At 68.5% G+C, this 19586-nt stretch carries 16 protein-coding genes; 4 read left to right on the top strand and 12 right to left on the bottom strand.

Features of this window, described 5'->3' with window-relative positions; genetic code table 11:
- The first annotated feature begins 64 nt into the window (after positions 1–64).
- Positions 65–751: an RNA polymerase sigma factor gene (locus tag D3654_RS01595; protein WP_162943584.1), complete on the top strand. Its 687-nt coding sequence runs from the start codon at positions 65–67 to the stop codon at positions 749–751.
- Positions 748–2022, top strand: a complete 1275-nt coding sequence (locus D3654_RS01590) for an Ig-like domain-containing protein (RefSeq protein ID WP_120519781.1) — start codon at positions 748–750, stop codon at positions 2020–2022. The genes D3654_RS01595 and D3654_RS01590 overlap by 4 nt, the downstream gene beginning before the upstream one ends.
- 30 nt (positions 2023–2052) lie before the next feature.
- Here D3654_RS01590 and D3654_RS01585 read toward each other — a convergent pair whose 3' ends face one another.
- Complete coding sequence (locus D3654_RS01585) at positions 2053–2871, bottom strand: purine-nucleoside phosphorylase (protein WP_120519780.1); 819 nt, start codon at positions 2869–2871, stop codon at positions 2053–2055.
- Positions 2872–3006: 135 nt separating this feature from the next.
- Here D3654_RS01585 and D3654_RS01580 point away from each other — a divergent pair, with 135 nt between their 5' ends.
- The gene (locus D3654_RS01580; RefSeq protein ID WP_120519795.1) at positions 3007–4422 is read left to right on the top strand and encodes an NAD(P)H-quinone dehydrogenase; all 1416 of its coding nucleotides are present in this window, start codon (positions 3007–3009) and stop codon (positions 4420–4422) included.
- On the opposite strand, the gene D3654_RS01575 is transcribed toward D3654_RS01580, so the two are convergent.
- The 4 genes from D3654_RS01575 to D3654_RS01560 are packed head-to-tail and all read right to left on the bottom strand — an operon-like array spanning position 4423 to position 10399.
- Positions 4423–5172, bottom strand: a complete 750-nt coding sequence (locus tag D3654_RS01575; protein WP_205571701.1) for an MBL fold metallo-hydrolase — start codon at positions 5170–5172, stop codon at positions 4423–4425.
- Between the two features lie 19 nt (positions 5173–5191).
- Positions 5192–6745, bottom strand: coding sequence for an FAD-dependent oxidoreductase (locus tag D3654_RS01570; RefSeq protein WP_120519779.1), 1554 nt, complete (start codon positions 6743–6745; stop codon positions 5192–5194).
- Positions 6742–8976, bottom strand: coding sequence for a molybdopterin oxidoreductase family protein (locus D3654_RS01565; RefSeq protein WP_120519778.1), 2235 nt, complete (start codon positions 8974–8976; stop codon positions 6742–6744). Before D3654_RS01565 ends, D3654_RS01570 begins: the two co-directional genes overlap by 4 nt.
- A gap of 1 nt (position 8977) precedes the next feature.
- Positions 8978–10399, bottom strand: coding sequence for an MFS transporter (locus D3654_RS01560; RefSeq protein WP_120519777.1), 1422 nt, complete (start codon positions 10397–10399; stop codon positions 8978–8980).
- Between the two features lie 290 nt (positions 10400–10689).
- On the opposite strand from D3654_RS01560, the gene D3654_RS01555 reads away from it, so the two are divergent.
- Complete coding sequence (locus D3654_RS01555; protein ID WP_120519776.1) at positions 10690–12099, top strand: MFS transporter; 1410 nt, start codon at positions 10690–10692, stop codon at positions 12097–12099.
- A 69-nt stretch (positions 12100–12168) separates the two neighbouring features.
- Here D3654_RS01555 and D3654_RS01550 read toward each other — a convergent pair whose 3' ends face one another.
- The 7 genes from D3654_RS01550 to D3654_RS01520 form a co-directional block, all read right to left on the bottom strand.
- Positions 12169–12774 carry a class I SAM-dependent methyltransferase gene (locus D3654_RS01550; RefSeq protein ID WP_120519775.1) on the bottom strand — a complete coding sequence of 202 codons (606 nt, stop codon included), beginning with the start codon at positions 12772–12774 and terminating at the stop codon, positions 12169–12171.
- A gap of 68 nt (positions 12775–12842) precedes the next feature.
- Positions 12843–14645, bottom strand: coding sequence for an acetyl/propionyl/methylcrotonyl-CoA carboxylase subunit alpha (locus tag D3654_RS01545; RefSeq protein WP_120519774.1), 1803 nt, complete (start codon positions 14643–14645; stop codon positions 12843–12845).
- 102 nt (positions 14646–14747) lie between these two features.
- Positions 14748–15419 (bottom strand): Maf family protein, encoded by a 672-nt coding sequence (locus D3654_RS01540; RefSeq protein WP_120519793.1) that lies wholly within the window; start codon positions 15417–15419, stop codon positions 14748–14750.
- Positions 15420–15541: 122 nt separating this feature from the next.
- Entirely contained in the window at positions 15542–15724 is a 183-nt protein-coding gene (locus tag D3654_RS01535) for a hypothetical protein (RefSeq protein WP_120519773.1), read from the bottom strand.
- Positions 15725–15823: 99 nt separating this feature from the next.
- Positions 15824–18361, bottom strand: coding sequence for an MMPL family transporter (locus tag D3654_RS01530; RefSeq protein WP_120519772.1), 2538 nt, complete (start codon positions 18359–18361; stop codon positions 15824–15826).
- Positions 18362–18416: 55 nt separating this feature from the next.
- On the bottom strand, positions 18417–19052 hold the full coding sequence (locus D3654_RS01525) for a TetR/AcrR family transcriptional regulator (protein ID WP_120519771.1): 636 nt from the start codon (positions 19050–19052) through the stop codon (positions 18417–18419).
- 77 nt (positions 19053–19129) lie between these two features.
- Positions 19130–19522 (bottom strand): YbjQ family protein, encoded by a 393-nt coding sequence (locus D3654_RS01520; RefSeq protein ID WP_120519770.1) that lies wholly within the window; start codon positions 19520–19522, stop codon positions 19130–19132.
- Positions 19523–19586: the final 64 nt, after the last annotated feature.

Genomic DNA, 19586 nt, shown 5'->3' with positions numbered 1-19586 from the left:
CGGATCTGCCGCTGATCCGGGCCGGCACCGCATACACATCGTGGGCTGGTGCAGCATGTGTGAATTGCCGAAACGGCGTTTCCTGTCTTCCCTGAACCCCCTGCGCCTCGTGCTTGCCGTCCTGGCCCTCGCCGTCGTCGCCGCAGGCTGGCTCCTTCCCGAACTGGTCTCCGCGATTCCCATCGGCGCCGGGCTGCTGACGCTCGTGGCCGCGGTCCTGTTGCCCGCCGTCAAGGAAATCGAGTTCGGCCTTTCGCCGGGGTTCAAACTCTCGCCGGCGCTCAAGGACCGCGAGGCCGAACTCCGCAGCGTCTTCGAGCTCCAAAGGGGCGACATGGAGTATTGCGCCCACCTGCTGTGCCCTGATCCGGAAACCGCCCGCCGCCTGCTTCAGGCGGCCTGGTCCCAGGCAGCCGCCGCCTGGCGGGGACCGCTTACGCCGCAGCTTCGCGTGTACACGCTATGTGTCCTGATCCGCCTGATCCGGAAGGATGAAATATGGCGGGGCTCGGGGCGGGGGCCACTTCCCGAAGGAGGCCTGCTTGCCAGCCTCGCCCTGGAAGAACGCATCGTGGTGGTGCTGCACGAGTTTGCCAACCTCACCTTTGCCGAGATCGCCGGCCTGACGGACCGGACGACGGCGGAAGTCCTCAGCTCGTGGGCCGCGGCCCACGCCTTGACCCGGGGCCCTTCCCTGGACGGCAAGCCGGCGCTCGAAGAAAGGCCGTCGCCGGATGAGGACCTGAAATGAACCGGGAACTCCGGCAGCGGCTGCTGGACGAAGCCGACGTCAGGTCCGCCGGATACCCCGCGGACCTGGCAGGCGCTGTCGGCGCCGGCATGGTCCGGGTGCGGCGGAAATTCATGTGGGCCAGCGTGACTGCGGTGGCCGTGGCCCTGGCGCTCACGGTGGCCTTCGTGGCCTGGCGCATCGCGGTCATCCCGCCTCCACCGCCGACCCTCGAATCGATCGCCGTCACCTCTGTGTCGCAGTCCTTGCGCCCGGCGGCCACCATTCCCCTCACCGCCACGGGCCGCTACAGCGACGGCTCGAGCAGGCGCCTCAGGGACGGGGTGGAATGGGCGTCCAGCAACCCCGCCGTCGCAACGGTGGACAGCGCCGGCGTCGTGACGGCCGTAGCGGCAGGCACCGCGGAACTCACGGCGACGCTGACGGGGGTTTCCGGACAGTTGGTCCTCGTTGTGCAAGCAGGCGGCGCGAAGCTGACGGGCGTGCACGTGTCCCCGGAAACAGCCACCGTGGACCAGGGCGGAATCCTGCAGCTGCTCGCCGAAGGAAGCTACAGCGACGGTTCCCGGGGAAAACTGAAAGGTCCGGTGCAGTGGACCTCCAGCAACCCCGGCATCGTGGCGGTCGACGGCACCGGGATCGCCGCCGCCGTCGCGCCCGGAACGGCAACCATCACCGCATCGCAGGCCGGCCTGCGGGGCACGTCGGTGATCACCGTGCCGCCCGCGCCGAAAGTGGTCACCGCGCTCTCCGTCAATCCCGCGCAGCTCACCTTGAAAGAAGGGCAGACGGCACAACTGGAGGCCGTCGCCACCTATTCGGACGGCAGCAGCGCCACCGTCGGCAACGTCACGTGGGAAACGTCGCCGCCGGGCTCAACGGTCGCCGAGGTCGACGCCACCGGCCTCGTGACGGCCCGCGGCATCGGAAGCACTGCCATCGTCGCCACGCTGCCCGGCGCAGGCGGGCAATTGCTGACGGGGCGTGCGGACGTCGCCGTGGTCCCCACGGTCAAGAGCATCAAGGTCTCGCCCGCGGGTCCGCTGCAGCCGGAACCCGGTACGACCGTCCAGCTCACCGCCGTCGTGAGCTACAGCGACGGCTCCAGGGGCTCCGTGGTCGAGTGGGCCTCGAGCAGGCCGCTTGTCGCGTCCGTTGACAGCTCGGGGCTTGTCACGGCGGTGAAGGAAGGCGACGTCGAGATCACCGCGACGGCGGACGGCGTCACCGGAAACCCGGTGACCATCCTGGTCCGGACGAGTCCGGACTAATGTCCGAACCCGGACGAGTCCGGATTAGCCTCAGAGTTTCGCGATGATCTCCGCGAGGAGCTTCGAGATCCGCCCACCGGCAGCCTCGCCGGACTCAATGACCTCCTGGTGGCTCAGCGGCACCGGGCTGATGCCCGCGGCCAGGTTGGTGACCAGCGAGATGCCGAAGACCTCCATGCCGGCGTGGCGGGCGGCGATCGCCTCGAGGGCGGTGGACATGCCCACCAGGTCGGCGCCGATCCGCTTGGCGTACTGGACCTCGGCGGGAGTCTCGTAATGCGGTCCGGTGAACTGGGCGTACACGCCCTCGTCCAGGGTGGGATCCACTTCACGGGCCAGGTTCCGGATGCGGGAGGAATAGAGGTCCGTCAGGTCGACGAAGGTGGCGCCTTCCAGCGGAGAGGTTGCCGTGAGGTTGATATGGTCGCTGATCAGCACGGGGGTGCCGGGGGACCAGGCCTCGTTCAGGGCGCCGCATCCGTTGGTGACCACCAGGGTCTTGCAGCCGGCCGCGGCTGCGGTGCGCACGCCGTGGACCACGGCGCGCACGCCCTTGCCTTCGTAGTAGTGGGTGCGCGCGCCCAGCACCAGCGCCCGCTTTCCCTGCTTGGTCAGCACCGAGCGGATGGTCCCCACATGGCCCTCGACGGCGGGTGCGGAGAAACCGGGCACCTCGGCCGCCGTGAGGGTTGCGGTGGTCTCGCCGATCAAGTCTGCGGCGGCGCCCCAGCCGGAGCCGAGCACCAGCGCGACGTCATGGTTTTCGACGCCGGTCTCCGCGGCGATGTAGTCGGCGGCGTCCCGCGCGGCTTCGAAGGGATCGGTGTTAAGCAGCTCACTGTTACTCACTGGTACAAGTTACAGGGAGCCTCGCGTTGTTGAACAGCGCGGTATTGAGCGGCGCGGTGGTCGGGAGTGAGGCGCAGGCCACTCAGGCGGGGCTTAGTGGCAGGCACCCCTGCCGATGCGTAACAATTGTTCTTTGTGACCATGCATCCTGACTTCAGTTCGCCCCGTATCGCAATTCTTGGTGGAGGTCCTGGCGGCTACGAAGCCGCCATGGTCGCAGCGGCCCTCGGGGCGCAGGTCACCATCATCGAACGCGCCGGCCTTGGCGGCTCCGCCGTCCTCACCGACGTCGTACCTTCCAAGACCCTGATCGCGACGGCGGACCTCATGACCCGCGTCGGCGAGGCGGGAGAGCTGGGAGTCAAGTTCGCCGTCGACGGCGGCGACGTCGCCCCGCACATGCGCGCCGACCTTGGCCACATCAACGACCGCCTCCTGGGCCTGGCCCGTGAACAGTCCGAAGACATCCACGAGGCCCTGGACCAGGCCGGCGTGGAGATCGTCATTGGCTCCGGCAAGCTCGTGGACAACCACACCATCGAGGTCCTCACCATCGACGGCACCAGGACCATCACCGCCGACGCCATCCTCCTGGCCGTCGGCGCCCACCCGCGCGAACTGCCCACCGCCAAGCCGGACGGCGAACGCATCCTGAACTGGGCCCAGCTGTACAACCTCGAGGAACTGCCCGAGGAACTGATCGTGGTGGGCTCCGGCGTCACCGGCGCCGAATTCGCCTCCGCGTACAACGGCCTCGGCTCCAAGGTCACCCTGATCTCCAGCCGCGACCAGGTGCTGCCCGGCGAGGACACCGACGCCGCAGCCGTGCTGGAGGACGTCTTCAAGCGCCGCGGGGTGCGCGTCCTTTCGCGCTCCCGGGCGAACGCCGTCGTACGCACCGAAACCGGGGTGGAGGTTACCCTCGGCGACGGCAGCACGGTGACCGGCAGCCACTGCCTGGTCTGCGTCGGCTCCATCCCGAACACCGCCGGGATCGGCCTGGAGGAAGCCGGCGTGGCACTCTCCGAATCCGGGCACATCAAGGTGGACGGCGTCTCCCGCACCACCGCCCCCAACATCTACGCCGCCGGCGACTGCACCGGGGTGTTCGCCCTGGCCTCCGTGGCCGCCATGCAGGGCCGCATTGCCATCGCGCACTTCCTGGGCGACAGCGTCACCCCCATCAAGCTGCACCAGGTGGCGTCGAACATCTTCACCTCCCCGGAAATCGCGTCCGTGGGCGTCTCCGAGGCGGACCTGGAATCCGGCAAGTACCAGGGCGACGTCGTCATGCTCTCGCTGCTCAGCAACGCCCGCGCCAAGATGCGCAACACCAAGGACGGCTTCGTCAAGATCATCGCCCGCAAGGGCTCCGGCACCGTGATCGGCGGTGTGGTGGTCGGCCCCAACGCCTCCGAGCTGATCTTCCCGATTTCCGTTGCGGTCACGCAGAAGCTGCACGTTGACGACGTCGCCAGCACCTTCACCGTGTACCCGTCGCTGACCGGGTCCATCTCGGAAGCCGCACGCCGACTGCACGTGCACATGTAGTTAGCGGGAATACAGCCCGGCCAGGGCCTGCGCCAGCGGCATCCGCAGCACGGGCCCGTGGCCCGGCAGGATCACCGAGGCGTCCATCCCTGCGAGGCGGCGCGTGGCGTCCAGTGCCGCGGCCGGGTCGGAGTGGTACATCCGGTGCAGCATCTGCGGGCCGGATGCCCGGCTGATCGGGTGCGCGGTGACGAACGAGTCACCCACCGCGATGGCCTTGGCTTCAGGCAGCAGGATCGCGGCATTGCCCGGCGTGTGGCCGGGGAGCAGGATCGCCTCGGGACGGCCGGGAAGGTTCCGGAGTATGTCCGCGTCCCAGGCCTTGGCCAAGGTGGCGGGCTTCGCCTTGAGCGCGCCGGCCTTGATGACGTGCAGCATCCAGCGGAAGACGGCGGGACGCCACGCGCGCACGAGCACCTGGCCGAACGTGACCTGGTGCTTTTCCTTGCCTTGGACGTGGGCCAGTTCCTCCGGCGCGCACAGGACCGGCGCGCCGAAGGCCTCGGAGAAGTAGGCCGCCGAGCCGGTGTGGTCCACATGCCCGTGCGTGATCAGCACGGCACGCGCGTCCGCCGGGTCCAGGCCCAGGGACCGGACCGAGCCAAGGACCAGGTCACGGTCGGCGGGGTAGCCGCTGTCGATCAGGATGAACCCGCTGTGATCGCGGACCACGATCCAGTTCGAGGCGGGGCCTTCGACGAAGAAGACGCCCGGCGCGGTTTCCTGGATGCTGGGTGAAGGTTCAGTCACCGGCTCATCCTAAGGGGCCTTACGCCGCTACGGCCCCTTGGAAATGTTTTTCGATGATCGCCTTGATGTCGTCGTGGCAGCCGCCGCAGCCGGTCCCGGCCCGGGTGGCCTTGGACACCTCCGGCACCGACGAACAACCACCGGCCACGGACTCCTCGATCGCGGCGCCGCTGACGCCTGCGCAGCGGCAGACCGTGCGGGCGGGATCGTTGTTGGCGCCCGCGGGCTGGTCCGTGCCATCCAGGCGCAGCAGCAGGGAACGGTCCGCCGGGAGCTCCGAGCCGCGTTCGAACAGCACCACCAGCTCGGCGGCGGTGCGGGGCATGCCCACGGACACCAGGCCCTGCAGGACCCCGCCGCGGGTGGTCATCTTGACGTAGCGGCCGTGGCCGGGGTCAGCCCACTGCGCGACTTCGCGGTGCGGGAGCCCGTCGGGGGAGGGACACAGCATGTCGTCCCACGGCTCGGCGGAGTTGTCGCCTGCGACGGCGAGGTTGATGCCGCGCGCCTTCAGGACCACGACGCCGGGCTGTTCCTTCGCCAGCTCCGGCAGGCTGTCCGCGGCCTCCTGGCCGTCCTCGGCGAGGGTTTCCAGGTAAGCGGCCAGCCATTCGGCCTGCCGCCATCCCGGACCGACCAGGCCCGACGGCGCCGTGGCGCCCTTGCAGTCGGGGCAGGATTTGTCCGCGCAGCGCACTTCGGCGCAGTCGCCGATGGCGAACATGTGCGGTTCGTGGTGGGTGCGCAGACGGTGGTCGACGAGGATGCCCGCGGCCGCCGGCAGGCCGCAGCCCTCGGCCAGTTCGATGCGGGGACGCACGCCGCAGGAAAGCAGGAGGAGGTCGCCCTCAACCCGTGAGCCGTCGTCGAGCACCAATGCGGAGAAGGTGCCGTCCGGGCCGTTGTGTTCCACGGCGGTGGACACCGCGTTGCTGACCACGGACACGCCTGCCGAGCGTAGCGCGGCGTTCAGCACGGCGCCGCCGCCCCGGTCGATGTTGCGGCCCATCGGGTGGGGCCCGCTGTGCACCACGGTGGTCTGTGCGCCTTCATCGGCCGCGGCAAGCGCCGTTTCGAGGCCCAGGACGCCGCCGCCCAGCACCACCACGCGCTGGCGGGCGGTCACGGCGCGGAGCAGCATCCCGGCGTCGTTCAGGTCGCGCAGGGCGGTGACCCCGGCGGGGAGCACGGGGTGTGCGGGATCGGGGTTGATGCCGGTGAGGTTGGGGATCACGGGACGGGCGCCGGTGGCGAAGACCAGGCGTTCGTAGCCTTCGGTGGTGCCGTCGGAGAGCACCACGCGCTGCCGGGCACGGTCCACCCGCTTGACGGTCACGCCGAGGCGGACGTCCACGCCCTCCGCGATGAGCTCGGCGGCATCGGCCATGGCCAGGGCTTCGGCGGTGCTGCGGCCGACGCCGAACTCGGCAACCATCACGCGGTTGTACGCCGCTTCGGCTTCCTGGCCGAGGACCATCAGGCTCACGCTGCCGCGGCGCACCGCCGGGAGGAGACCCTCCACCAGGCGGGCTGCCACGGGCCCGAAACCGACGACGACGATGCGCTCGCTCATGATTCCTCCTTGCGGTGCGACGACACAGCTGCTGCGGCCAGGGCCGGTTCGGCCGTAACGGCCTTCACCCACACCCGGCTGGTCTTGAATTCCGGCATGCCGGAGATGGGATCGGTGGCCGCCTCGGTGAGGCGGTTGGCGCTGCCCGCTCCGGGGAAGTGGAAGGGCAGGAAGACGGTGTCGGGCCGGATCGCGGTGTTCACCTCTGCGCGGACCTGGACTTCGCCGCGCTCGTTGCTGACGGTCACCAGGCCGCCGTCCACGATGCCGCGGCGGGCCGCCGTTTCCGGGTGCAACTGGAGGCGTGCCTCCGGCTGGGACGCCGAGAGTTCGGCCACCCGGCGGGTCTGGGCCCCGGACTGGTAGTGCTCCAGCAGGCGGCCGGTGGCCAGGGCGAGGGAGTCGGGCTCGGATGCACTGGCGAAGGTGCGCTGGGCGCGGCGGGAAGGTGTGACGGCGACCATAGCGGCGCGGCCGTCGGCGTGCGCGAAACCGCCGGCGAAGAGCCGCGGGGTTCCCGTGCTGCCCGTGGGGTAGGGCCAGTAGGCGGCTTCGCCCGCGTCGAGCATGTCGTAGTCGATGCCGGAGTAGTCGGCCAGGCCGCCGGCGGAAGCCAGGCGGAGCTCCTCGAAGACGGTGCGGGGATCGTCGCTGAAGGTCGAGGGCGCATCGAGCAGTTCGGCGAGCCGGGACATCAGCCACAGTTCGGTGCGGACGCCCGGGGGCGGGGTGAGGGCCCGGCGGCGCCGGATCACGCGGCCTTCGAGGTTGGTCATGGTGCCTTCCTCTTCGGCCCACTGCGCCACGGGAAGCACCAGGTCAGCCTCTTCGGCGGTCTCGGACATGAAGAAGTCGCACACCACCAGGAAGTCCAGGCTGCGCAGGCCCGCGATCACGGCTCCGGCATCTGGGGCTGACACCGCCACGTTGGCGCCGTGCACGAAAAGGCAGCGGACGCCGTCGGGCTGTCCCAAGGACTTCAGGAATTCGACGGCGGGCAGCCCGGCGCCCGGGATCAGGGACTCGTCCACGCCCCAGACCTTCGCCATGTGGGCACGGGCGGCGGGATCGGTGATCTTCCGGTAGCCGGGAAGCTGGTCGGCCTTCTGGCCGTGTTCGCGGCCGCCCTGGCCGTTGCCCTGGCCGGTGAGGGTGCCGTAGCCGCTGCGCGCGGAGCCGGGCAGGCCCAGCAGCAGGCTGAGGTTGATGGCGGCAGTGGCGGTGTCGGTGCCGTCCACGTGCTGTTCGACGCCGCGGCCGCTGAGGATGTAGCAGCCGCCCTGGCCTTCGTCCTTGGCGAGGCGCGCGCTCCGGGCCAAGCGGCGCGCGGTTTCGCGGATCAGGGTGGCGGGAACGCCGGTGATGGACTGTACGCGCTCGGGCCAGAACGCGGTGAGGCTGCGGAGGACCGCCTTGTGGCCGTTGGTGCGGCCTTCGAGGAACGCGGTGTCGGCGAGGCCTTCGTGGACCACAACATGGGAGATGCCCAGGATGAGGGCGAGGTCAGTGCCGGGGAGGGGCTGCAGGTGGATGCCGCCGCCGTTGCCGGTGAATGCCGCGGTGGCGGAGCGGCGCGGGTCCACCACGATCAGCCCGCCGGCGTCGCGCGCGCCCTGCAGGTGCTGGACGAACGGAGGCATGGTTTCGGCCACGTTCGAGCCCAGCAGCAGGATCACGGAAGCGGAGTCGAGGTCTTCCACGGGGAAGGGCAGGCCGCGGTCCACGCCGAAGGCACGGTTTCCTGCCGCCGCCGCCGAGGACATGCAGAACCGGCCGTTGTAGTCGATGCGGGAGGTGCGCAGTGCCAGGCGGGCGAACTTGCCCAGCTGGTACGCCTTCTCATTGGTGAGGCCGCCGCTGCCGAACACGCCCACGGAGTCGTGACCGTGGCGTGCCCAGCTGTCCTTGACCGCGGCCGCCACGAGCATCAGGGCCTGGTCCCAACTGACCGGCCGGTGCACACCGTCGGAGCCCTTGAGCAGCGGCTCGGTGACCCGGCCCGCGTGACCCAGCAGTGCCGCGGAGGTCCAGCCCTTGCGGCACAGCCCGCCCCGGTTGGTGGGGAACTCGCGGCCGGCCACCTCGAGCAGGGGAGCGGCGGGCGCGGAGGGGCTGTCCGGCGTCGGGGTTTCCGCGGCCGGGGACCCCGCCCCCGGCTTGGCGGCCGGGGACAGGGTCATCGCGCACTGGAGGGCGCAGTACGGGCAGTGGGTGGCGGTACCGGAGGACATGTCAGATGTGACCCATCGAGGTGTACTCTCCCGCTGAGTTCCGGGCCTTGCGGAGGTAGAAGGTCCAGCAGACGGCGAGCATGACCACGTAGGCCGCGACGAAACCGTAGAAGGCCGGGGTGTAGGAACCGGAGGCGGTGTTGGAAGCGTTCAGCACCTGCGGGATCACGAAGCCGCCGTAGGCGCCGATCGCGGAGATCAGGCCGAGGGAGGACGATGCGAGCCGTTGGGTGGCCGCGGGGGTGGCGCCGTTACGGGCTGCACGGCTGGAGGTGGCGAAGATGACCGGGATCATGCGGTAGGTTGCGCCGTTTCCGAAGCCGCTGGCAACGAAGAGGAGCAGGAACAGCACCAGGAAGAGCCAGAAGTTCTTCAGCGGCAGGGTCCAGATCATGGTGAGGGTGATGATGGCCATGGCGGTGAAGGAGGCAACGGTCATCCGGGCACCGCCACGGCGGTCTGCCATGCGTCCGCCGTAGGGCCGCGCCAGGGAGCCGACCAGCGGGCCGAGGAATGCCAGGGAGAGCGCGACGGCGCCGACGTGGATGGCGGAAAAGTCCGGGAAGTAGTCCTTGATGAGCTTCGGGAAGACACCGGCGAAGCCGATGAACGAACCGAACGTGCCGATGTACAGGAAAGCCATGATCCACAGGTGCGGTTCCTTCAGGGCCGCGATGGAGCCGGCCACATCGCCCTTGGCGCTGGTGAGGTTGTTCATGTACTTCCAGGCGCCGAACGCGGCCAGCAGGATGAACGGAACCCAGATCAGGCCGGCGAGGGGCAGGTTCGCGGTACCCGCAGCGAGCAGCGTCACCGCGATCGGGACCACCAGCTGCGCGACGGCGGCACCCATGTTTCCGCCGGCGGCGTTCAGGCCCAGCGCCCAGCCCTTTTCGCGGGCGGGGTAGAAGAAGGTGATGTTCGCCATGGAGCTGGCGAAGTTGCCGCCGCCGAAACCTGCCAGGGCCGCGACCAGGAGCATCACGCCGAACGGGGTCTGCGGGTTCGAGACGCACATGGCCAGGCCGATGGAGGGGATCAGCAGGAGCAGCGCGGAGATGATGGTCCAGTTACGGCCGCCGAACCTCGGAACCATGAAGGTGTAGGGGATGCGCAGGGTTGCGCCGACCAGGCTCGGCATGGAGATCAGCCAGAAGATTTCCGAGGTGCTGAGCTTGAAGCCCGCGCCGGGAAGCTGCACCACCACGATCGACCACAGCTGCCAGACCACGAAGCCCAGGAACTCGGCGAAGATGGACCAGTACAGGTTGCGCTTGGCGATGGAGCGGCCCTCGGCCTCCCACTGCCCCTTGTTCTCTGCGTCCCAATTCGCGATCCAGCGGCCGGGGCGGTGTTCAAGTACGGGTACTGAAAGTTTGGTGGCCTCGTTGCCTTGGGTCTGTGCGCTTTGTTCGACAGTCACGGGATGCCTCCTTGGGGGGACTAGGTACTTTCCAAGGTAGGGACGGCTCGTTTCGGCGACCGGCGCGGTGTGTAAACGTGCTGTGACATTTGCCTATCCGAGGGTGTCGGCGCCGCGTGAGAAGCGGTGAACGCTAGTGTGGCCTTGACCACATTGTGGGACGTATCCGCAGGTCCACATTCCGGACCGAATGTCCATTCAGTGGATAGCGGGAACTATTATTGAACCCTCAATAAATCTTGCCGGGCAGGCCGCAGGCGCCGGACCGGTGCGAACGAAAGCAACGGTGAATGTCTTCCATAGCTGAACCCAAGGAAAGCGAGTCGGCCAAGCCAGTCAACTCGCGTGGCAAGGTGATCTTCGCAAGCCTGATCGGCACGACGATCGAGTTCTACGACTTCTATGCCTACGCCACCGCGTCGGTACTCGTCTTCCCCAAGCTGTTCTTCCCTGACGCCACTGACATCAACGCGCTATTGAGTGCCTTCGCGATCTTCGGCGTTGCCTTCTTCGCGCGCCCGGTCGGCGCAGTGGTCTTCGGACATTTCGGTGACAAGATCGGCCGCAAGGGCACCCTCGTTGCTTCCCTGCTGACCATGGGTATTGCCACCTTCCTCATCGGGCTTCTGCCCACGGCTTCCCTCCCGGGATGGGCGATCCTGGCTCCGGTTTTGCTGGTGGTGCTGCGTTTCTTCCAAGGCCTGGCTTTGGGTGGGGAATGGTCCGGGGCCGCCTTGCTGGCCACCGAGAACGCGCCCGAGGGCAAACGTGCCATCTACGGAACGTTCCCGCAGCTGGGGGCTCCGATCGGTTTCATCATCGCCAACGTGATCTTCATCTGGATGAACGTCTCCCTGAGCCCCGAAGAGTTCCTTGCCTGGGGTTGGCGGGTTCCATTCCTCCTCAGCGCGGTTCTGGTCGTCGTGGGCCTTTACGTCCGCCTGAAGCTGGTGGAGAGCATGTCCTTCACCAGGGTGATCGAGCAGGAAAAGGTGCAGAAGCTGCCCCTTGCGGCCACGTTCAGGAGCCACTGGCGCCCGGTTCTCGCCGGTACATTCATCATGTTCGCCACGTACGTGCTCTTCTACATCATGACCACGTTCACCCTGTCGTACGGCACCAAGCCCACGCTGGCCGGCGCCCAATCGGCGGCAGAAGCGGCCGGCAAGCCGATGACCGCAGAACAAGTTGCCGCATTCGTTCCCGGCCTGGGTATCAGCCGGTCCGACTTCCTCTGGATGCTGATCATCGGCGTCGTCTTCTTCGGCGTCTTCACCGTGGTGTCCGGGCCGCTCGCTGAGAAATGGGGCCGCCGCAAGTTCCTGCTCGGTGTCACGGCCGGCATTTTCGTGTTCGGCGCGCTCTGGTTCACGATGTTTGGTCCCGGGCAGGCAGCGGCCATGGTCGGCCTCATCGTCGGATTCACCCTCATGGGCCTGACCTTCGGCCCGATGGCAGCAATCCTCCCCGAACTGTTCCCCGCGAACGTCCGCTACACCGGTTCGGCGGTGGCGTATAACCTGTCGTCCATGATCGGAGCCGCACCGGCATCGTTCGTTGCCATCGCCCTCTGGCAGGCGGCTTCAGGCAACACGTGGTTGGTCGGTGTCTATATGGCGCTCGCCGCGGTGGTCACCCTCGTGGCGCTCTGGCTGACCCGCGAAACCAAGGACATGGACTACGAGAACAACATCGCCTGACAAGTCCTCCGGCAACGCAGAAAGCGGCTCCGCACCTGATGGTGCGGAGCCGCTTGGCGTTGTGGCGGCTCAGGCGCGGCGGGTCATCAGATAGGCTGCCCAGCCCCGCGGCCAGCCCTTGAGGCCGGATTCGCCGGCCACCCGCTCGATGGAAAAGTCCGGTGAGAACGTGGCCTCCACATACCCGGGGGCCAGGGCCATGCCGCCGAACGGCAGCAGCTTCACGGCGGCTTTCTCCCAGCCCTTGAGCTCCCACTCGAAATTCCACAGCAGGAACTTCGCCCCGGGCGCGGCCAACGGGACGACGTCGCGGAGGTAGCCGGCGCGCTGTGTTTCGGAAAGGTCGTCGAACGTGCCGTAGTCGACAAGCAGCCCAAAGGGTCCCCGGACATGCCGCAACTCTGTGAGGTCGTCCACGACGAACTCGACGCCCACGGCGGCGGCGCGGGCCTTGGCCCGTGCCTTCTCGATGGCCGCAGGCGCGAAGTCGACGGCGGTCACGTCGAAGCCGTGCCGCGCCAGGAACACGGCGTTGTCGCCCTCGCCGCAGCCCAGGTCGATGGCCCGGCACGGGGTCAGCGTCCCGTCGTTGACGAGGGCAACCAGCTCCTGCCGGGCGTCTCCGACCCACGGCGGGGTGCCGAAGCGGTACCAGGAGTTGTACAGCGCCCTCATGCCACGATGTTAAATGCCGGAGGGCGCCCCCGTTAAGGGGGCGCCCTCCTAGTCTTCGCTAAGTGTAATTAGTCTTCGATCGTGGCGATGACGGCCCCGGCGGACACGGTCTCGCCAGCCTGGGAAACCAGGCCGTGGATGGTGCCTGCGCGGTGGGCGGTGAGCGGCTGTTCCATCTTCATGGCTTCGAGCACCACGATCAGGTCGCCTTCGGCCACCACGTCGCCATCGGCCACGGCCACCTTCACGATGGTTCCCTGCATCGGTGAGGTCAACGCGTTTCCGCCTGCAGCAGCCGCGGAGGCACCGGCGCCGCGGGCGCGCTTCTTGGACTTGCCCGCCTTCGGCGAAGCGCCGTTCACGGACACGGCGCCGAGGCCCGCCGGGAGGGCGACCTCAAGGCGCTTGCCGCCGACCTCGACGACGAAGCGCTGGCGCTCACCGGCGTCGGGGGCTTCAGTGGACGCAGCGCCCGACCAGGCCGGGATGTGATTGACGAACTCGGTTTCGATCCAGCGGGTGTGGACCGAGAACGGGCCCTCCTCCGGGGCGAAGGCGGGGTCGGAGACCACCGTGCGGTGGAAAGGAGTCACTGTGGGCATGCCCGTGATCTCCAGCTCGGCCAGGGCGCGGCGGGAGCGTTCGAGGGCCTGCTTGCGGCTGGAGCCGGTGACCACCAGCTTGGCCAGCATGGAGTCGAAGTTGCCGCTGATCACCTCGCCGGCCTGGATGCCGGAGTCCACGCGGACGCCGGGGCCGGTGGGGAAGCGGAGGGTTTCCACGGTGCCGGGGGCGGGCATGAAGTTGCGGCCCGCGTCCTCGCCGTTGATGCGGAATTCGAAGGAATGGCCGCGGACCTCCGGGTCGCCGTAGCCGAGTTCCTCGCCGCGGGCCATACGGAACTGTTCGCGGACCAGGTCGATCCCGGTGACTTCCTCGGAGACGCAGTGCTCCACCTGCAGGCGGGTGTTGACCTCGAGGAAGGAGATGGTGCCGTCCTGGCCCACCAGGAACTCGCAGGTGCCCGCGCCGAGGTAGCCGGCCTCCTTCAGGATTGCCTTGGACGATTCGTACAGGCGGCGGTTCTGCTCTTCGGAGAGGAACGGTGCCGGGGCTTCCTCCACGAGCTTCTGGTTGCGGCGCTGCAGGGAGCAGTCACGGGTGGAGACGACGACGACGTTGCCGTGCGCGTCGGCCAGGCACTGGGTTTCGACGTGGCGGGGAGAGTCCAGGAACTTTTCCACGAGGCACTCGCCGCGCCCGAAGGCGGCCAACGCCTCGCGGACGGCGGATTCGTAGAGTTCGGGGATCTCTTCCAGCGTGCGGGCCACCTTGAGCCCGCGGCCGCCGCCACCGTAGACGGCCTTGATGGCCACCGGCAGGCCGTACTCCTGGGCGAAGGCGACGATCTCGTCGGCGTCCTTGACGGGGTCCTTGAGGCCGGGAGCCAGCGGGGCGCCGGCGGCCAGTGCGATGTGCTTGGCCTTCGCCTTGTCGCCGAGGGCGTCAATGGCTTCGGGGGAGGGGCCGATCCAGGTGATGCCCGCCCCGATCACGCGGCTTGCGAATTCGGCGTTCTCTGCCAGGAAGCCGTATCCGGGGTGGATGGCGTCGGCGCCGGACTGCTTGGCGACGTCGATCAGCTTGTCGATGACGAGGTACGACTCTGCGGCGGTGTTGCCGCCCAGGGCGTAAGCCTCGTCGGCCAGCCGGACGTGCAGGGCGTCCCGGTCCGGGTCGGCGTAGACAGCGACGGAGGCGAGGCCTTCGTCCCGGGCTGCGCGGATGATGCGGACCGCGATCTCGCCGCGGTTGGCCACCAGTACCTTGGTGATCGAGCTGGAAACGGGCTGCGCCGGTTGTGCTGTCAAGTTGACTCCTTTTGTCCTCAAAGGAGACTAGCGCGATTGTGAGGGTTCCGCCCATATTGATGGGGGAATCCGTGCGTGCGGCGCCTCCTCTTTGTAGGGTTGCTACAAACCGGCGGAGTCGCCGTCGCTTGCCCACAGCTCGGTGATGCCCACCTGCGCCTGGCCGAGCAGCTCGCGCAGGGTGGAGACAGACAGCCCGACTACGGCGTGCGGGTCGCCGTCGACCTTGCGGATGAACGCCCCGCCCAGTCCGTCGATGGTGAAGGAGCCCGCGCAGTGCAGCGGCTCGCCGGTGGCGATGTAGGCATCCACCTCCGCCTCGCTCATCGGCGTGAAATGCACTTCGGCGCTGGAAACGGCGCCGAGGGTCGCCCCCGTGCCGTCGGCGCTTTCCCCGTCCGCGACGTCGGCGGCTGTGTCGCGGCAGTCCACCAGCCAGTGCCCGGTGTGCAGCACGCCGGAGGAGCCGCTCATCCGCAGCATCCGCTCCTTGGCGATTTCGGCGGTGTACGGCTTGCCGTGCGCCTCGCCGTCGAACTCGAAGACCGAGTCGCAGCCGATCACCAGGGCGCCTTCGGCTTCCGGCAGCGCCGCGACCGCTTCGGCTTTGGCGCGCGCGAGCAGCAGGGCGGTGTCGTGCGGGTCGGTGACCCCGTAGCGCGCCTGGACGGCGTCCTCATCGACGTCGGAGACGAGGATTTCGTGCCGGATGCCGGCCTCGGTGAGGAGCTTGGTGCGGGCGGGGGACTGGGAGGCCAGGATGAGTCGGGTCACGCGTTCAAGGGTATCCGCTGCCGGGCCCCGGCGGACGTCCCGCCCTGCGTCCCGGCGGAGCGCTGTCCCGCCGGAACGCAAGGAAGGAACGCCCGGGTGGGGCGTTCCTTCCTTATCGGGGGCTAAACCCTCTCGCGGCTCCGGTCGATGACCGGTTCCCGCGGGGTGGTGAAATCGCGGCGCCGGCGCGGGAAGGCCCAGAACGTGCCCTTCGCGTCAACGTGTGGTTCCTTGTGCTCCTCGGTTTCCCGTGAGGCATCTTTCTTGGTGTCCCAACGGAAATCCTTGCTGTACCCGTAGCACATCACAGACCTCCTTCTGGTGACTGCCCCTTAATCCTCCTCCTGATCCGGCGGGGCGTCGAGGGCTGTTCGGGGCGTTCGAAGGCCTTCAGGCAGGGCCGGTCAGGGCACCAGTTCCTTCGCGCCTTCCCGGACACCCGTCCGCTCGAGCGAGGCGCCTTCGACGTCAACGTCCGGCAGGATCCGGTCCAGCCAGCGCGGGAGCCACCATGCCTTGTCGCCCAGGAGGTACATCGCGGCGGGCAGGATGGTCATGCGGACCACGAAGGCATCCACCAGCACGCCGAACGCCATGGCGAAGCCGAGCGGCCGGACCATGGTCAGGTGCGAGAAGATGAAGCCGGCGAAGACGCTCACCATGATGATCGCGGCGGCAGTGACCACCGCGGCGGCGTGGCTGAAGCCGCTGCGCACGGCCGGCCGGGCGCTCTCGCCGTGCATGAACGATTCCCGCATGCCCGAGGTGATGAAGACCTGGTAGTCCATTGCCAGGCCGAACAGGACGCCGATGAGGATGATCGGCAGGAAGCTCAGCACCGCACCGGGGTTGGCGACGTCGAACACGGCACCCAGCCAGCCCCACTGGTACACGGCCACCACGGCGCCAAACGCCGCTGCGAGGGAGAGCAGGAAGCCGCCGGTGGCCAGCAGCGGCACCACCACAGAACGGAACACCAGCAGCAGCAGGATCACGGACAGGCCGACGACGATCGCCAGGTAGGGCGGCAGGGCCGCGCCGAGCTTGGCGGAGACGTCCACGTTGCCGGCGGTCTGGCCGGTCAGGCCGATGGTGACGCCGGTGCGGGCCTTGATGCTGCTGCCCTTGGCCCGGAGTTCGGAGACCACCTGGACGGTGCTTTCGCTGGCCGGACCGTCCTGCGGGATCACCTGGAACACCGCGGTGCGGTGGCCGTCGCTTCCCGTGGAGGGGCTCAGGGCGACCGGGACGGCGGCCACCACCTTGTCCACGCCGCGCAGCTCCGCTGCGACGTCCAGCTGCTTGTTGAGAGCCTCGCTGTCGCTGAGGCCGCCGGGGAGTTCGCCGACGACGACGATCGGTCCGGTGACGCCTTCGCCGAAGCTCTTGCGGGTGAGGTCGTAGGCCTTGAAGGCCTGCGAGTCGACGGGTTCGGAGCCGCCGTCGGGAAGGGCGAGCCGCAGCTGGGAGGCCGGCAGCGCCAGGACACCCAGCAGCACGAAGCCGGCGAGCAGGGACCACACCGGGTGTCGGGTCACCAGGGCGCCCCAGCCGCGGTTGCTCTTGCGGGCGTCGGCGGCCCGGTCCGCGGCCTCGTGGCCCGGCTCGGCGTTGTGCCGTGCGGCCTTCGCCCACGCACGCTTGGAGATGAGGCGGCGGCCGATCAGCGACAGCACAGCCGGCGTCAGGGTGAGCGAGACGACGACGGCGACAGCCACCGTGGCGGCGGCGGAAAGGCCCATCACGGCCAGGAACGGCAGTCCGGGGACCACCAGGGCGGCCAGCGCGATGACCACCGTGAGGCCGGCGAACAGCACCGCGTTGCCGGAGGTGCCGGTGGCGAGGGCCGCGGACTCCTCCGGGTCCATCCCGGAGAGCAGCTGGCCGCGGTGCCGGTTGACGATGAAGAGGGAGTAATCGATGCCCACGGCCAGGCCGAGCATGAGGGCGAGCATGGGGGAGATGGAGCTCATGTCGATGACGCCGGTGAGTGCGAAGGTGCCGCCCACGCCCACCGCCACGCCCACAAGTGCCATGAGCAGGGGCAGCCCGGCGGCGATCAGGGTCCCGAGCATCACGATCAGGGCAAGGGCCGCGACGGCGACGCCGACGATCTCCGCGACGCCGAAGATCTGGGAGACGTCCTCGGTGATCTCCTTGCTGGCCAGCGCCGTGACGCCAGCGGAGGACACGCCGTGGACGACGTCCTGGACCTGCTGGCGTTCGGCGGGGCTCAGGGCGTTGATGGAGGTCTTGAACTGCACCTGGGCGATCGCGGCCTTGCCATCCTCGGACACGAAGCGCATGCCCTGGGAGGCCTCAAGCTGGCGTTTCGCCAGCGCGAGCTTCTCCGCGCCGTCGGCTGCCTGCTTCTCGCCGGCGTCGAGCTTTGCCTTCCCCGCCGCGAGCTGGGCCTTCTGCGGGGCAACCTGCGCGTCGATCGCGGCCGCGGGCATTCCTGCACCCGCCATCTGCTCTTCCGCCGCCTTGAGCTGGGCCTCGCCGGCGGCCAGTTGCGCGCGGGCCTGCTCGAGTTGTGCCTTGCCCGCGGCTGCCTGCTTCTCGCCCTGCTCGACGGCGGCGGGCGCCTTGTCGAGTTCGGCCTGCGTGTCAAAGGGGTTGACTGTGGACTGCACCGTGGGAAGCGTCCCGAGCTTGTCCAGGGCCGCGGCGACCGCATCCTTGCCGGCTTGGTCGAAGCCGCTGCTGCCGGCCTCGAAGACGATGCCGGCCGAGCCGCCGGATGCTTCGGGCAGGTCCCTCTTGAGCTTGTCCAGCATCCGCTGGGTTTCCGTGCCCGGGATCTGGAAGTTGTTGGACATGGTGCCATGGAAGGCCACGGCGGAACCGCCCACGGCTACCAGGACGGCCAGCCACAGGGAGATCACCAGCCAGCGGTGGCGGTAGGAGAACTTGCCGAGACGGTAGAGCAAAGTAGCCATGGTGGTGCCGATCTGTTCCGGGTGGTCAGGCGGTAGGTGGTCAGGTTCCGCGTGGTCAGGCGGTGGCAGGTGCGTTGAAGCCGGAGGCCAGCAGGCCCACGGCGGTGACGAGGTGCTGGCGGAAGACTGCCAGCGACTCCAGGGAAAGGTCGGCGCCGCGTTCTTCGAACCAGACGCCCATCGCGGCCTTGCCGCAGGCGATGATGGAGCCGGCCATGGCGCGCAGGTGCAGTTCGTCTGCGCCGTCGCCGAGGCGTTCGCGGGCGGCGGCGATGATCTGTTCGGTGCAGTGTTCCCAGGCTTCGAGCTCGCAGCGGCCCAGCACCTGGCTGGAGTTCGTGAGGCTGAAGAGTTCGGCGATGGGCGCCGCCGTCATCGGGTCCGCCAGTTCCATCAGCGCAATGCGGGCGGATTCAAGGATGGGTTCATCCGCCGGGCGGAGGCGGAATTGCTCCAGGACGTTCTCGAGGAAGCGGTCCGCCAGGGAGGCCAAGGCGGCGTCCACGCCGGTGAAGTAATTGAAGAACGTCCGCCGGGACACCCCCGCCTCGGCGGCGATGTCTTCCACGGTGAAGTTTCCCGCGCCGTTGCTGCGCAGCAGGGCAAGCGCGGCGTCGGCGATCGCGCGGCGGGTGGCGACCTTGTTCAGTTCACGGCGGGACGCTGTTGTGGTGGGAGCGGTTGCAGGCACATATTTACACTAAGTGCATTTTTGCACTCTGCGCAAGTTAAAGAATCCGGCGCAAGTTAGATCCGGGGGAGCGGGGGCTATGCCTGCTGTTGCTGGCCGGCGGTGCTGCTCAGATAGATCGACTGGCCGGTTGCCCCGGGTTCGCCTTCCTTGAGCGGGATGGCGAAGACGGCGGTGCCGTAGGCGCACACCTCGGTCCAGTTCGTTCCCATTTCCGAGGTGTCGAAGCGCATGGCCACGATGGCGTTGGCGCCGCGCTGCTGTGCTTCGTTGACCATGCGGGCCATGACTTCCTGGCGGCTTTCGTAGAGGGCCTTGGTCATTTCGGGGAGTTCGCCGCCGCCCAGGGAGCGGATTCCGGCGAGCATCTGCGAGCCGATGTCCCGGGACCGCACGGTGAGGCCCATGACCTCGCCGAACACGGCGTCGATGCGGTGGCCCGGGATTTCGTTGGAGGTGACAATCAGCATGCGCTGAGCCTACCGGGGCGCCCCGTTAAACGGACGGATCCCCGGGGAATTCCCGGGGATCCGT

The organism is Arthrobacter celericrescens, from assembly GCF_003614925.1.
Taxonomy (GTDB): Bacteria; Actinomycetota; Actinomycetes; order Actinomycetales; family Micrococcaceae; genus Arthrobacter; species Arthrobacter celericrescens.
The sequence above is the reverse complement of the archived record's forward strand: the minus strand, read 5'-3'. Positions and strand labels throughout refer to the sequence as shown.

Bases quoted from the DNA above. Each gene is read 5' to 3' on its own strand.
- D3654_RS01590 (WP_120519781.1), top strand. From the start codon at position 748: ATGAACCGGGAACTCCGGCAGCGGCTGCTGGACGAAGCCGACGTCAGG.
- D3654_RS01570 (WP_120519779.1), bottom strand. From the start codon at position 6,745: ATGAGCGAGCGCATCGTCGTCGTCGGTTTCGGGCCCGTGGCAGCCCGC.
- D3654_RS01565 (WP_120519778.1), bottom strand. From the start codon at position 8,976: ATGTCCTCCGGTACCGCCACCCACTGCCCGTACTGCGCCCTCCAGTGC.
- D3654_RS01555 (WP_120519776.1), top strand. From the start codon at position 10,690: ATGTCTTCCATAGCTGAACCCAAGGAAAGCGAGTCGGCCAAGCCAGTC.
- D3654_RS01550 (WP_120519775.1), bottom strand. From the start codon at position 12,774: ATGAGGGCGCTGTACAACTCCTGGTACCGCTTCGGCACCCCGCCGTGG.
- D3654_RS01535 (WP_120519773.1), bottom strand. From the start codon at position 15,724: ATGTGCTACGGGTACAGCAAGGATTTCCGTTGGGACACCAAGAAAGAT.
- D3654_RS01530 (WP_120519772.1), bottom strand. From the start codon at position 18,361: ATGGCTACTTTGCTCTACCGTCTCGGCAAGTTCTCCTACCGCCACCGC.
- D3654_RS01520 (WP_120519770.1), bottom strand. From the start codon at position 19,522: ATGCTGATTGTCACCTCCAACGAAATCCCGGGCCACCGCATCGACGCC.